General features: G+C 64.0%; 2 protein-coding genes. Both read left to right on the top strand.

Annotation, left to right across the window (positions count from 1 at the left end):
- Positions 1-104: 104 nt before the first annotated feature.
- Complete coding sequence (locus tag AB4O05_RS16120; protein WP_460136638.1) at positions 105-14,999, top strand: non-ribosomal peptide synthase/polyketide synthase; 14,895 nt, start codon at positions 105-107, stop codon at positions 14,997-14,999.
- A gap of 61 nt (positions 15,000-15,060) precedes the next feature.
- A complete protein-coding gene (locus tag AB4O05_RS16115; protein ID WP_460136639.1) occupies positions 15,061-16,014 on the top strand; it encodes an alpha/beta hydrolase in 954 nt (317 codons plus the stop codon).
- Positions 16,015-16,046: the final 32 nt, after the last annotated feature.

Genomic DNA, 16,046 nt, shown 5'->3' with positions numbered 1-16,046 from the left:
TCGCCGCCTGCCCTTCAAGTCCCACAACACACCTAAATCTCGTCGACCACGCTTCGTCTTTCTGACAACGCATATTTACGCAGCCGATGGCGACGAGACCGCACATGAACCTACCGAATCAACTCCCCGACGACGAACTGCTGGCTCTGTTGATGGCCGACGACGCCGGCTCAGAGCATTCCATCAAGGCTCACACCCATCGCGGCCCCACGCCCCTGTCTTTCGCCCAGCAACGCCTGTGGTTCCTGCAACAGCTCTCGCCCGACAGCAGCGCCTATAACCTGCCCAACGCGCTGCGCCTGCGTGGCCCGTTGAATACACCGGCGCTGGGTGCGGCCCTGCAGCAGATCATCGATCGGCACGATGTGCTGAAAACCGCGTTCCAGGCCCTTGATGATCAACCCCGGCAAGTGCTTGACCCACACGCGCGGATCCACCTGCGGGAAGAGGACCTGTCGGGCCTGGCGCAATACTCCCGTAGCGCCGCCGTTACCGCGCGTCTGGCCGCCGAAGCCGCGGCGCCGTTTGATCTGGCGCGCGCGCCGCTGATTCGCGCCACCCTGATCAAACTCGAGCAGGACGAGCATATCCTGCTGTTGAACATGCATCACATCGTCTCGGACGCCTGGTCCAACCCGATCCTGATGCACGACCTGGTCCAGGCCTACCAACGCGCGTGCCAGGGCGACACCACAGCGCTGGCGCGACCTGCCATCCAGTACGCTGACTATGCGCGCTGGCAGCGTGAGGAATACCCGAACACGCCTGAACAACAGCGCGCCGCCGACTATTGGGCGCAGTACCTGGGACACGAGATTCCCACGCTGGACCTGCCTGCCGATTTCCCCCGCAGCGCCGGACAACAGCACCGCGCCGGCACCCTTCACCTGCCATTGCCCGAAGCCCTGAGCCAACAGTTGCAAGGCTTCTGCCGGCAACAGGCGCTGACGCCATTTATTGTGCTGCTGGGCGCCTGGCAACTGCTGCTCAGCCGCTACAGCGGCCAGCAGGATTTCACCGTTGGCGTGCCGAATGCCAGCCGCAATCAAAGCCAGACCCAGGATCTGGTGGGATTCTTCGTCAGCAGCCAGATCTACCGCACGCGCCTCACCGACGACCTGACCGCAGGCGCGTTTCTCCAAGCGCTGCGCCAGCAATCACGGGCGGCGATGGAACATGCCGACTACCCGATTGAACTGCTCATCGAACGCTTGCAGCTGCAACGCAGCATCCAGGCCAACCCGTTGTTCCAGACCCTGTTCAACTGGCGCGTGAGCCAGGAGCAACCAGGCGCACTGACGTTGGGTGAGTTGAGCCTGGAATTGCTGCCGGTGGCGCAACATGAGGCCAAGTTCGACCTGTCGATGGACGTGGACTATTCGCCACAACAGATCACGGCGAGCATCGAGTACAGCACGGCACTGTTCGACGCGGCGACGATTGAACGCCTGGGCCAACACTGGCTGCGCTTGCTGCAGAGCCTCATTGAAGGGCCGCAGCAGCGGCTGGCCGAACTGCCGATGCTCGGCCACGCCGAGCAACACCACATCGTCAGCACGTGGAACGCCACCACCACCCACTACCCGCTGGACCACAGCGTGCAGCAGTTGATCGAAGCCCAGGTGGCCGCCACACCCGAGGCCCCGGCCCTGGTGTTCGGCGCTCAACAACTGAGCTATCGCCAGCTCAACCAGCGCGCCAACCAGCTCGCCCATAAGCTGATGGAGCTGGGCGTCGGCCCGGACGCGTTGGTGGGCATCGCCACCGAGCGCAGCCTGGAGATGGTCATCGGCCTGCTCGCCGTGCTCAAGGCCGGCGGCGCCTATGTACCGCTCGACCCGCAATACCCCCAGGACCGCCTGAGCTACATGATCGAAGACAGCGGCATCGGCCTGCTGCTGACCCAGCAGCACGTGCTGGCACACCTGCCGATTCCGGCGGCGCTGCCGGTGCTGGCCCTCGATCAACTGGACGTCAGCACCTATGTCGACAGCAACCCGCAGGTCACCGTTGACGGCGAAAACCTCGCCTACGTCATCTACACCTCCGGCTCCACCGGCAAGCCCAAGGGCGCCGGCAACCGCCATGCGGCCCTGACCAACCGCCTGTGCTGGATGCAGCAGGCCTACGCCCTGACGCCCCGCGACACGGTGCTGCAAAAGACCCCGTTCAGCTTCGACGTGTCGGTGTGGGAGTTCTTCTGGCCGCTGATGACCGGCGCGCGCCTGGCCGTTGCCGGCCCTGGCGACCATCGCGACCCGGCCACGCTGGTCAGCCTGATTCAGCGTTACGACGTCACCACCCTGCACTTCGTGCCGTCGATGCTGCACGTCTTCCTGCTGGATGAAAACGTCGCGCAGTGCACCCGCCTCACCCGCATCATCTGCAGCGGCGAAGCCTTGCCCGTGGACGCGCAACAACAAGTGTTCGCCAAGCTGCCGAACGCCGGGCTGTTCAACCTTTACGGCCCCACCGAAGCCGCCATCGACGTGACCCACTGGACGTGCCGCGAAGAAGGCAAGGCCAGCGTGCCGATCGGACAACCGATCGCCAACCTCAGCACCTACATCCTCGATGCCGAGCTGCAACCGGTGCCGGCCGGGGTCATCGGCGAGCTGTACCTGGGCGGCGAAGGTCTGGCCCGTGGTTACCACCGCCGCCCGGCCCTGACCGCCGAGCGCTTCATGACCAGCCCGTTCGGTGACGGCCAGCGCCTGTACCGCACCGGTGACCTGGCCAGCTACCGCCCCGACGGCGTGATCGAATACCGGGGCCGTATCGACCACCAGGTGAAAATCCGTGGCCTGCGCATCGAGCTGGGAGAAATCGAAACCCGCCTGATGGAACTGGAGTGCGTGCGCGAAGCAGTGGTGATCGCCGCCGACGGCCAGTTGGTCGCCTATGTCGTACCCACCGACGCCCGCGACGCAACTGAACTGCGCAGCGACATCAAACGGCGCCTGGGTGAACACTTGCCCGATTACATGGTGCCGGCCCAGTTGATCCTGCTCGATCAATTGCCCCTGAGCCCCAACGGCAAACTCGACCGCAAGGCGCTGCCGAGACCGGATGCGAGCCTGCTGCAAAAAACCTATGTGGCACCGCACAGCCCGCTGGAGCAGCAGATTGCCGCCATCTGGCAAGACGTGCTCAAGCGCGAAACCGTCGGCCTGCACGATGACTTCTTTGAACTGGGCGGTCATTCACTGCTGGCCACTCAGGTCGTCTCTCGGGTGCGTCATGCACTGAACAGCGACGTGCCCCTGCGCAACCTGTTCGAGTGCAGCACCTTGCAGGCGTTCGTCGCCACCCTGGAGCAGCAACCGGCCCGCCACGAACCGCCGCTGGTACGGGTCGAGCGCGACCAGCCGCTGCGCCTGTCCTACGCCCAGGAACGCCAGTGGTTCCTCTGGCAACTGGATCCCCAGAGCAGCGCCTATCACATCCCGGCCGCCCTGCGCCTGCGCGGACGCCTGGACATCCAGGCGCTGCAACGCAGCTTCGACCGCCTGCTTGCCCGCCATGAAAGCCTGCGCACCTCGTTCACCCAGGACGGCGAGCACACCGTGCAACGGATTGCGCCCCACTCTTCTCTGGCAATCACCATCGAGTCACGGCCGGGCGCGGACGCCCCGACGATCCAGGCGTGTGTGAAACACGAAATCCAACAGCTGTTCGATTTGCAGCACGGCCCGCTGCTTCGGGTTAAATTGCTGACACTGGCGGACGACGATCACGTGCTGATCATCACCCAGCACCATATCGTCTCCGACGGCTGGTCGATCAACGTGATGATCCAGGAGCTGATTGCTCTGTACGCAGGCTTCAGCCAGCAACAGGACGTCAGCCTGCCGGACCTGCCCGTGCAGTACGCCGACTATGGCGTGTGGCAACGCCAGTGGATGGAGGCCGGCGAACGCGAGCGCCAACTGGCCTACTGGACCGCCCAGTTGGGCGGTGAGCAAACGGTATTGGAACTGCCCGTCGACCATGCCAGACCGTCCGAGCAAAGTTATCGCGGCGCTCAGTTGGAACTGGCGCTGGGCAGCGAACTGACGCAATCACTCAAGCATTTGGCCCAGCAACAGGGCGTGACGTTGTTCATGCTGTTGCTGGCCTCATTCCAGACCCTGCTGCATCGCTACAGCGGGCAAACCGATATCCGTGTCGGCGTGCCGATTGCCAACCGCAACCGTGTGGAAACCGAAGGGCTGATCGGGTTTTTCGTCAACACTCAGGTGCTGCGCGCAGAACTCAACGGCCAGGCGCGCTTTATCGACGTGCTGCAACAGGTCAAACACCATGCTCTACAGGCTCAGGCCCACCAGGACCTGCCCTTCGAACAGTTGGTGGAAGCCCTGCAACCGGAGCGCAGCCTCAGCCATAGCCCGCTGTTCCAAGTGATGTACAACCACGCCAGCGTGCAACCCCAGACCAGCGTCAGCCTGCCCGGCCTGAGCCTTGAAGTGCTGGAAGGCACGCTGCCCAGCACCCAGTTCGACCTCTCGCTGGATACCAGTGAGTCCGCCGACGATCTGCTGGCCACCCTCACCTATGCCATCGACCTGTTTGAAGCACCGACCGTCCAGCGCCTGGCCGGGCATTGGCAAAACCTGTTGCAGGCCATCGTGCGCGACCCGCAGCAACGCCTCGGTGAACTGGACATGCTGGGCCATGAAGAACGGCGCCTGCTGCTCCATGACTGGAGCAGCGCCACCCTCGATTACCCCAGTGAAAAAAGGCCCCATCAGTTGTTCGAGGCCCAGGTGGCGAAGCAACCTTCAGCCCCGGCCTTGCTCTTCGAAGACCGTCAATTGAGTTACGCCGAACTCAACAGCCGGGCCAACCGCCTGGCCCGTCATCTGGTGAGCCTGGGTGTCGGTCCCGACGTATTGGTGGGGATTGCCGTGGAGCGCGGCCTGGACATGATCATCGGCCTGTTGGCCGTGCTCAAGGCCGGTGGCGCCTACGTGCCCCTGGACCCGGAATATCCCCAGGACCGGTTGCTGTGCATGATCGAAGACAGCGGCACCCGCCTGATGCTGACCCAGAGCCACTTGCGTGAACGGCTGGCGATTCCTGCGTACGTCGAGCAGCTGTGCCTGGACCAGGACTCGGCCTGGGTCGATCTGGACCACAGCAACCTGGCCAACCGTGCTCACGCCGACAACCTTGCGTATGTGATGTTCACCTCCGGCTCCACCGGCCGCCCAAAAGGCGTGGGCATCAACCAGTCTTCGCTGACGCGCCATGCCTATGTGTCACTGGCGTTTTTCAACCTCAACGGCAGCGACCGCATCCTGCAGTTTTCCACCTTCAACTTCGACGGTTTCGTCGAGCAGTTGTACCCGGCGCTGATCTGCGGCGCCTCGGTGGTGCTGCGCGGCACCGAGATCTGGGACACCGAGACCTTCTACCGCGAACTGATCAAACACCAGATCAGCGTGGTCGACCTGACCACCGCCTACTGGAACCTGTTGGCCAAGGATTTCGCCGCGGCCGGCCCACGGGACTACGGGCGCCTCAAGCAGGTACACGCCGGCGGTGAAGCGATGCCGCCGGAGGGCCTTGCCGCGTGGGGCCAGGCCGGCCTTGGCCACGTCAAGTTGCTCAACACCTACGGCCCCACCGAAGCCACGGTGACGGTCACGGCGCTCGATTGCACCGACTATGTGACCGGTGCACGCCCGACGCCGTTGACCATGCCCATCGGCAAAGTCCTGGCCGGACGCAGCATTTACCTGCTGGACGACAGCGGTGCCCCGGCGCCAATTGGCGTGGTGGGCGAACTGGTGATCGGCGGCGAGTTACTGGCCCGTGGTTACTTCAATCGCCCGGACCTGACCGCCGAGCGCTTCATGCCCGACCCGTTCAGCCAACGTGGCGGTCGCTTGTACCGCACCGGCGACCTGGCGCGCTACAACGCCTTGGGTGTGATCGAGTATGTCGGTCGCATCGACCATCAGGTGAAGATTCGTGGTTTTCGCATTGAACTGGGGGAAATCGAGGCGCGGTTGCTGGAGCAGGATGGGGTGCGAGACGCCATCGTCCTCGCCCAACCGGCGGCCGGCGGCCTGCAGTTGGTCGGCTATGTGGTGCCCCACACCACGGATGTACCGGAACCCGAGTTGCGCCAGTCGATCAAGGCCGCATTGGCGGCCGTGCTGCCGGACTACATGGTGCCGGGCTTGCTGATGTTCCTTGAGGTGCTGCCCCTGAGCCCGAACGGCAAGCTGGACCGTAAGGCCTTGCCGAAGCCGGACGCCAGCCACCAGCAAAATCACTATGTGGCGCCGCGTACGGCCCTGGAAATCCAGGTAGCCGATATCTGGCAAAGCGTGCTCAACCTTGAGCAAGTGGGCCTGAGCGATGATTTTTTTGCATTGGGCGGCCACTCGTTGCTGGCGACCCAAATCATCTCCAGGGTGCGTCAGGGCCTGGGCCTGGACGTTGCCCTGCGCAGCCTGTTCGAACGCAGCGTACTCGGGGATTTCGTTGCCGGCCTGGACGGCCGCTCCCGTCAGCACGAACTGCCGCTGGTGCCCGTCGAACGTCATCAACCCCTGCCCCTGTCCTACGCCCAGGAACGCCAGTGGTTCCTCTGGCAATTGGACCCGCACAGCGCCGCCTACCACCTTCCGGCCGCCTTGCGCCTCAGAGGCCCGCTGGAGGTCGCGGCGCTGGAACACGCCTTTAACCAATTGATCGCCCGCCACGAGGTGCTGCGCACTACCTTCGTGGTCGATAACGAACAACCCCGCCAAGTCATCGCCGACCAGGCACCGCTGGCACTCGTGGTCGAGACGCTGAACGGCACGCCGGACGACGCCACGCTCAAGGCTTTTGTGGAGCACGAAACCCGGCAGCTGTTCGACCTGCAACAGGGCCCGCTGCTGCGGGTCAGGCTGCTGCGCCTGGCGGACGATGACCATGTGCTGGTACTCACTCAGCACCATATCGTTTCCGATGGCTGGTCGGTGCAGTTGATGGTGGAAGAACTGATCGTCCTGTACGGCGCCGCACAGGCCGGACAGCCTCACCCGCTGGCACCGTTGCCGATCCAGTACGCCGACTATGCCGCCTGGCAACGGCAATGGATGGAGGCCGGCGAACGCGAACGTCAACTGGCGTACTGGACCGCTCACCTGGCCGGCGAAAACAGCGTATTGGAGTTGCCGACGGATCGCCCGCGCCCGGCCGAACAAAGTTACCGTGGCGCACACCTGCCACTCACCCTGGCGCCTGGCCTGGGCGACGCGGTGCAGCAGATGGCCAATCGTCTCGGCGTAACACCATTCATGCTGTTGCTGGCGTCGTTCCAAACCCTGTTACACCGCTACAGCGGCCAGGCGGATATCCGCGTCGGTGTACCGATTGCCAACCGCAACCGGATCGAAACCGAGGGTCTGGTCGGCTTCTTCGTCAACACCCAGGTCATGAAGGCCGAGTTCAACTCGCAACTGCGGGTTGAAGAGCTGCTGCGACAGGTCAAGCAACACGCACTGGATGCCCAGGCGCATCAGGACCTGCCGTTCGAACAACTGGTAGAGGCCTTGCAGCCGGAGCGCAGCCTCAGCCACAACCCGCTGTTCCAAGTGATGTTCAACCACCAGAGTGACGACAAGCGCAGTACCACCGAACGTCAGTCATTGCCTTCGGCGCTGCAGGTCGAGGGCTTGGACTGGGAAGGCAGCACCGCACAGTTTGACCTGACCCTCAGCACCAGCGAATCGGCCGACGGTTTGAGCGCGACCCTGACCTACGCTACCGACCTGTTTAACGCCGCCACCATCGAGCGCCTGGGTCGGCATTGGCAACAGTTGCTGCACAGCATCATTGCAGACCCACAGCAGCGAATCGCCGACCTGCCGATGCTGGACCACGCCGAGCAACAACACATCGTCAGCACGTGGAACGCCACCACCACCCACTACCCGCTGGACCACAGCGTGCAGCAGTTGATCGAAGCCCAGGTGGCCGCCACGCCCGAGGCTGCGGCCCTGGTGTTCGGCGCTCAACAACTGAGCTATCGCCAGCTCAACCAGCGCGCCAACCAGCTCGCCCATAAGCTGATGGAACTGGGCGTCGGCCCGGATGCGTTGGTGGGCATCGCCACCGAGCGCAGCCTGGAAATGGTCATCGGCCTGCTCGCCGTGCTCAAGGCCGGCGGCGCCTATGTACCGCTCGACCCGCAATACCCCCAGGACCGCCTGAGCTACATGATCGAAGACAGCGGCATCGGCCTGCTGCTGACCCAGCAGCACGTGCTGGCACACCTGCCGATTCCCGCGGCGCTGCCGGTACTGACCCTCGATCAACTGGACGTCAGCACCTATGCCGACAGCAACCCGCAGGTCACCGTTGACGGCGAAAACCTCGCCTACGTCATCTACACCTCCGGCTCCACCGGCAAGCCCAAGGGCGCCGGCAACCGCCATTCAGCCCTGACCAACCGCCTGTGCTGGATGCAGCAGGCCTACGCCCTGACGCCCCGCGACACGGTGCTGCAAAAGACCCCGTTCAGCTTCGACGTGTCGGTGTGGGAGTTCTTCTGGCCGCTGATGACCGGCGCGCGCCTGGCCGTTGCCGGCCCTGGCGACCATCGCGACCCGGCCACGCTGGTCAGCCTGATTCAGCGCTACCAGGTCACCACCCTGCACTTCGTGCCGTCGATGCTGCACGTCTTCCTGCTGGATGAAAACGTCGCGCAGTGCACCCACCTCACCCGCATCCTCTGCAGCGGCGAAGCCTTGCCCGTGGACGCGCAACAACAAGTGTTCGCCAAGCTGCCGAACGCCGGGCTGTTCAACCTTTACGGCCCCACCGAAGCCGCCATCGACGTGACCCACTGGACGTGCCGCGAAGAAGGCAAGGCCAGCGTGCCGATCGGCCAACCGATCGCCAACCTCAGCACCTACATCCTCGATGCCGAGCTGCAACCGGTGCCGGCCGGGGTCATCGGCGAGCTGTACCTGGGCGGCGAAGGTCTGGCCCGTGGTTACCACCGCCGCCCGGCCCTGACCGCCGAGCGCTTCATGACCAGCCCGTTCGGTGACGGCCAGCGCCTGTACCGCACCGGCGACCTGGCCAGCTACCGCCCCGACGGCGTGATCGAATACCGTGGCCGTATCGACCACCAGGTGAAAATCCGTGGCCTGCGCATCGAGCTGGGAGAAATCGAAACCCGCCTGATGGAACTGGCGTGCGTGCGCGAAGCGGTGGTGATCGCCGCCGACGGCCAGTTGGTCGCCTATGTCGTACCTACCGACGCCCGCGACGCAACTGAACTGCGCAGCGACATCAAAGGGCGCCTGGGTGAACACTTGCCCGATTACATGGTGCCCGCCCAGTTGATCCTGCTCGATCAATTGCCCCTGAGCCCCAACGGCAAACTCGACCGCAAGGCGCTGCCGAAACCCGATGCAAGCCTGCTGCAAAAAACCTATGTGGCACCGCACAGCCCGCTGGAGCAGCAGATTGCCGCCATCTGGCAAGACGTGCTGAAACGGGAAAAAGTCGGCCTCACCGACAACTTCTTCGAACTGGGTGGGGACTCGATCATCTCCATTCAGGTGGTCAGCCGCGCCCGCCGGCAAGGCATCGTCTTTACCCCCAAGGAACTGTTCCAGCATCAGACCGTGCAGGGCCTGGCCAGCGTGGCACGCAGCGGCGCGAGTGCTCACGTGATCGACCAGGGCCCGGCCACCGGATCCCTGGCGTTACTGCCGATTCATCAGGTGTTTTTTGAAACCGCCATCCCTGAGCGTCATCACTGGAACCAGTCCGTGCTGCTCAAACCTGCGCAACCGCTGATGGCCGAGGCACTGCAACAGGCGTTGTACGCGGTGATCGAGCATCACGACGCCCTGCGCTTGAGCTTTGAGCAACACGCAGGCCACTGGAACGCACGGTACCGGCCTATGCTCGACTGGCAGTTGCAACAGGTTGAAGCCAGCGCCGAGCAACTGCCGGACCTGTGCGATCAAACCCAGGGCAGCCTCAACCTGCAACACGGCCCGCTGATCCGCGCCCTCTTGATCCACTTGGACGACGGCACGCAGCGCCTGCTGTTGGTGATCCATCACCTGGCCGTGGACGGTGTGTCCTGGCGGATTCTCTTTGAAGACCTGCAAAACGCCTATCAACAGGTGAACAACCAACAGCCCGTGCAACTGCCGGCCCGCACCAGCTCGGTCAAGGCCTGGGCCGAGCGCCTGCAACAACGCGCGCAAAACCCGACGTCCCAGGACGAACTGAACGACTGGCTGGCGCAACTCGCCACTGACGCGCCCGACCTGCCATGCGAACGCCCCCAGGGCAGCCTGGACAGTCGCCACAGCCACACGCTGCATACCCATCTCGACGCGCAGCAGACACGCCGACTGCTGCAACAGGCACCCAAGGCTTATCGCACGCAGATCAACGACTTGCTGCTGACCGCCCTGGCGCGTGTGATCAGCCGCTGGACCGGCGCCCCACACTGCCTGATCGAACTGGAGGGGCATGGTCGCGAAGACCTGTTCGATGACATCGACCTGACCCGCACGGTGGGCTGGTTCACCAGCCTGTTCCCGGTCAAGCTGGTACCGGCCGCCGGCCTTGGCGACTCCATCAAGCAGGTCAAGGAACAACTGCGGGCGATCCCCGACAAGGGCCTGGGTTATGGCGCGCTGCGCTACCTGGGCACTGCGCAGGCAAAGGCCAGCCTCGGTGCCCTGCCGACACCGCGGATCACATTCAATTACCTGGGCCAGTTCGATGCCAGCTTCGATGCCAAACAGGGCTCATTGCTGGCGCCCGCCCCCGAAGGCAGTGGCCGTGAGCAGGCACTCGATGCGCCACTGGGCAACTGGCTGAGCCTCAATGGTCAGGTGTACGGCGATGAGCTGACCCTGGGCTGGCAATTCAGCCGTGAGATGTTCGACGAAACGACCATCGCTCGTCTGGCCGACGACCTCAAGCGCGAGCTGCTGGCGCTGATCGAACATTGCTGCGACAGCGACAACGTGGGTGTCACACCGTCCGACTTCCCGCTGGCGCGGATCAGCCAGGCGCAACTGGACCGCTTGCCGGTGCCATCGGCCCAGGTCGAAGACCTCTACCCGTTGTCGGCGATGCAGCAAGGCATGCTGTTTCACACCCTGGAAGCGCCGGAAAGCGCGCTGTACGTGAACCAGATGGCTGTCTCGGTCACAGGCCTGGACGTTGCCCGCTTCACCGCCGCCTGGAACGCGGTGATCGAGCGCCATGAAATCCTGCGTACCGGGTTCTGGGCCGACAACCAACTGACCGAGCCGTTGCAAGTGGTCTATCGCGCAGCGACGATGCCGGTCGACGTACTCGACTGGCAGCAACGCGAAGTCACTGCGCAAGACCTTAAGGCCCTCGCCAGCGAAGAGTGCGCCCGGGGTTTCGAACTCTTGCGTGCGCCCCTCACACGCCTGACCCTGGTGCAGCTCGACCCGCAGACGCACTACCTGATCTGGACCAGCCACCACATCCTCATGGACGGCTGGTCCAACTCGCGGCTGCTGGGTGAAGTCTTTGCGCTCTACCACGGCCAGGCCGCACCGGCCAAACGCGGGCATTACCGTGATTACATCCGCTGGCTGCAAACACGCTCCCAAGCCGTTCTGGAGCAGTTCTGGAAAACCAAGCTCCAGGACTTGAGCGGCACCTCGTCCCTGGCCAACAGCCTGTCGCCCAAACCCTCGGTGGAGCTGGAAGGTCACGCGGCGCTTTATCTGAATTGGGATACCGCGCAAACCAACCACTTGCGTGAACAGGCCCAACGCCTGCGCGTCACGCCCAACACGCTGATCCAGGCCACCTGGTTGCTGCTGTTACAGCGCTACACCGGCCAGGACACCGTGTGCTTCGGCGCCACCGTTGCCGGTCGTCCGGCCAGCCTGCCCGGCTCGGAGGACATGCTCGGGCTGTTCATCAACACCCTGCCCATCATCCAGACCCCGCAACCGCACATGCCGGTGACCCAATGGTTACAAGCCTTGCAGGCGTACAACCTGGAAGTGCGCGACCACGAGCATGCGTCCCTGGCGGACGTACAACGCTGGTCCGGCCAAGGCGGCCAGCCGCTGTTTGACAGCATCCTGGTGTTTGAAAACTATCCGGTGGACGAACGTCTGCAGGAAGCCGGGCAGGAACGTCTGAGCTTCGGCGAAGTCAGCAGCCGCGACGTCACCAACTTCGCCATGGACCTGGCAATCAACCTCGGCGATACGCTGAAGATCGAGTTCCTGTACCTGCGCAACCGCTTCACCGAGGCGGCCACCGCGCAAGTGCGCCGCAGCTTTGAAACCCTGCTGCTGGAACTGCTGGACAACGCCCAGGCCAACCTCGGCAGCCTCAATATGCTGGCAGACACCGAACAGCAAGCGCTGCAGCAACGTAACGCACTGAACCCGCCAACCACCCCGCGCGACCACCTGGCACAGGTGATCCGTCAACACGCGCTGGAGCGGCCTGACGCCTTGGCGGTCGTGTGCGACGGGATCGCGTTGAGCTACGGCGAACTGGACACCCGCGCCAATCGCCTGGCCCATTACCTCCTGGCTCAAGGTATCGGGCCGGAGATGTTCGTCGGCGTCGCCCTCGAACGCTCAGTGGATGTCATCGTCGCCTTCTACGGCGTCATGAAAACGGGCGCTGCCTACGTGCCGCTGGACATTGACTACCCGCAGGAGCGCGTGCAGTGGATTGTCGAAGACTCGGCCATGTGCGCATTGATCAGCCAGCACGCGCTGCGGTCGCGCTTCGCCGGCCTCGGTCGGGCGACACTGATCGAACTCGATCAGGTGGCGCTGTCGGACTGGCCGGCGACGTGCCCGGCTCCGGCGGTGCACGATGACAACCTGGCCTACCTGATTTACACCTCGGGTTCCACCGGCAAGCCCAAGGGCGTGGCCGTGGCCCATGGGCCCATTCGCATGCACTGCCAGGCGATTGCCGAGCGCTACGAGATGGACAGCAGCACCCGTGAATTGCTGTTCATGTCGTTCGCCTTCGATGGCGCCCAGGAACGTTGGTTATCGACGCTGCAAAGCGGCGGGTGCCTGGTGGTGCGCGGCAATCAGCTATGGACCCCGGAAGAAACCTGGCACGCACTGCACGCCCATCGCATCAGCATCGCCTGCTTCCCTCCGGCGTATCTGCAACAGTTGGCCGAATACGGTGACAGCCAAGCCGATGCACCGCCGCCCGTGCGCATCTACTGCTTTGGTGGCGATGCGGTGGCCGAGGCCAACTTCGAACAGGTCAAGCGCGTGCTCAAGCCGCAGTTCTTGACCAATGGCTACGGCCCCACCGAAACCGTTGTCACCCCACTGCTGTGGAAAGTCGCAGTGGATGAGCGCTGCGCAGCGGTATACGCGCCAATCGGCACACGCGTCGGTGAGCGGACCTTGTATGTCCTGGACGAACACCTCAACCCAGTGCCCGATGGCGTGGCAGGCGAGCTGTACATCGGCGGTGAAGGCGTTGCCCGTGGTTATCACCAGCGGCCAGGTCTGAGTGCCGAGCGTTTTGTGGCCGACCCGTTCGCCGCCGACGGCACGCGCCTGTATCGCACCGGGGATCTGGTGCGCCAACGCCCTGACGGCGTCATCGACTACCTCGGCCGCCTGGACAACCAGGTGAAGATCCGCGGCTTCCGTATCGAGCTGGGGGAAATTGAGTCACGCCTGCGCGAGGTCCCCGACGTGCAGGACGCCGTGGTGGTCGCCCGCGACATCGCCGGCGGCAAGCAACTGATCGGTTACGTGGTGGCCGCCAACGCCGCAGCCGGCCTGGGCGAACGCCTGCGCGCGGGCTTGCAGGTAGAACTGCCTGATTACATGGTGCCGGCGCAGATCCTCGTGCTCCAGGCCTTCCCGCTCAACCCCAACGGCAAGCTGGACCGCAAGGCCCTGCCTGATCCGAACTTCAAGGGCCGCGCCTTCGTGGCCCCGCGCAATGGGTTGGAAGTGCAGCTGGCGGCGATCTGGCAGGAGGTACTGGAACTGGACAGCGTGGGCGTCACCGACAACTTCTTCGAGTTGGGCGGCGACTCGCTGCGTATTCTCAAGGTGCTGTCGAAGGTGCGCAGCCAACCGGACATCGGCATCGAACTGAAACTGCGCGACATGATCGGCAAACCTACCATCGCCGAGCTGTCCGGGTTTGCTGAAGACGACGCCAGCCTGAATCCGCTGCTGTTGCTCAACAGTGAAACGGCTCACGGCTCGCCGCTGTTCTGTCTGCATGCAGGTTTTGGCACGGTGTTCGATTATGAACCCCTGGCCCGTCGCCTGGATGGGCAACGCAGTGTCTATGGCCTGCAATGCCGGATGTTGCTGGACCGTCAGTGGAACGATGAATCCCTGGTGTCCATGGCCATCGATTACAGCCAGTACATCCGCCAGCAACAGGCCAGCGGCCCGTACCACCTGATGGGCTGGTCGCTGGGTGGCACCCTCGCGGTGCTGGTCGCCCAGGAACTGGAAAGCCAGGGCCAGCACGTGGCGTTTCTCGGCCTGGTAGACAGTTTTGTGCCAACCGGCGAAGACGTCGTCAGCGTCGACTGGAGTGAAGACTTGCGCGGCTTCCTGGCGGTGCTGTTCGCCGTGCCGAGCGAGCACTTGCCCGGCTTTGACGTCACGGCGACCACGGACAATGCCGTTCTTGAGCAACTGATCGCGCAGGTCCAGGCCGGTGCCGCCGCACACTCGGTGTACGCCGGGATCAGCGCCGAGGAGCTGGCCCACACGTTCCAGGTGGCGATGAAACTCAAGGCGCTGTCGACGCGACTGGAGGGCTTGCCGCCGACCCGGGCGCAGGCCCATTGCTGGTGGGCCACCGCGACTGGCGACCAGCCGGCTCCGAACCTGGCCTGCGCGCGAAGCAACGAACAGATTCCGGCCGGCCACTACGACATTCTCAATCACCCGACCCTGCTTCGCGGGCTGTTGCAGCACCTGGCGCTGCGCCCCGTCACCAGTTGAAACCGGCGCCGCCCCTGATGATCAGGGGCGGCGCTTCATTCTATTTCGCAAGGAACATGCAATGCCCCTGGACCCCGATCTCGAAGGTTTTCTGGAATTGGCCCAACTGGGTCGCCTGACCGGTAAAAGCCAACCCATGCACACACTGAGTGTCGAACAGGCACGACAGGAGTTCGAACAGACTTCTGCCATTCTCGACCCCAGCCCGCCGGGATCGGTGGAGGTCACTCAACTGGCGTTCACGGCACGTGATGGCCATGCACTGCCCGCCCGCCTCTACCGGGCCTCGGGTACCACGCAGTTGCCGGTGATTGTGTATTTCCACGGTGGCGGTTACGTCGTGGGCAGCCTGGACTCCCATGATTCCATCTGCCGCAGGCTTGCGGCCGGCGGTCAGTACGCGGTATTCGCGCCCAGCTACCGCCTCGCGCCGCAGGCGTGCTTTCCGACCGCCGTCAATGACACCCTCGACGCCGCCAACTGGCTGGCCGAACAGGCTGGCAACCTGCAACTGGACAACCAGCGCATGACCCTGGCGGGCGACAGTGTGGGCGCGACGCTGGCGACCGTCCTGGCGATCACGGCCGTGAAGGCACCGCAACAACTGGCGTTCAAACCCTGGGCCCAGTTGCTGTTCTACCCCGTCACCGACACGTCCGGGCAACGCGACTCCCACCGGCGCTATGCCGAGGATTACCTGCTGGAAACCGCCACGCTGGAATGGTTCTACCAACACTATTGCGCGGATGCCAAACAGCGCCTCGACTGGCGCGTCTCGCCGCTGCTGGCCGAAGGGCTGACAGCCTTGGCACCGGCCTATATCAGCCTCGCCGAGTACGACCCGCTGCATGACGAAGGGCAGGCTTACGCCCGGATGCTCGCCGCCACCGGCACAGCGGTCACCCTGCACATAGAGGCGGGGTTGACCCATGACTTCCTGCGCATGAACGGTATTACCAGCGCGGTGGCCGGCATTTACGAAGAGGTTTTGAGCTGGTTGGGGGAACAGCGCTAGACGCCACGTGACCGTTCCCGCCTGTCACAATC

It is taken from the genome of Pseudomonas sp. S1_G07 (genome assembly GCF_054668565.1).
The sequence above is the reverse complement of the archived record's forward strand: the minus strand, read 5'-3'. Positions and strand labels throughout refer to the sequence as shown.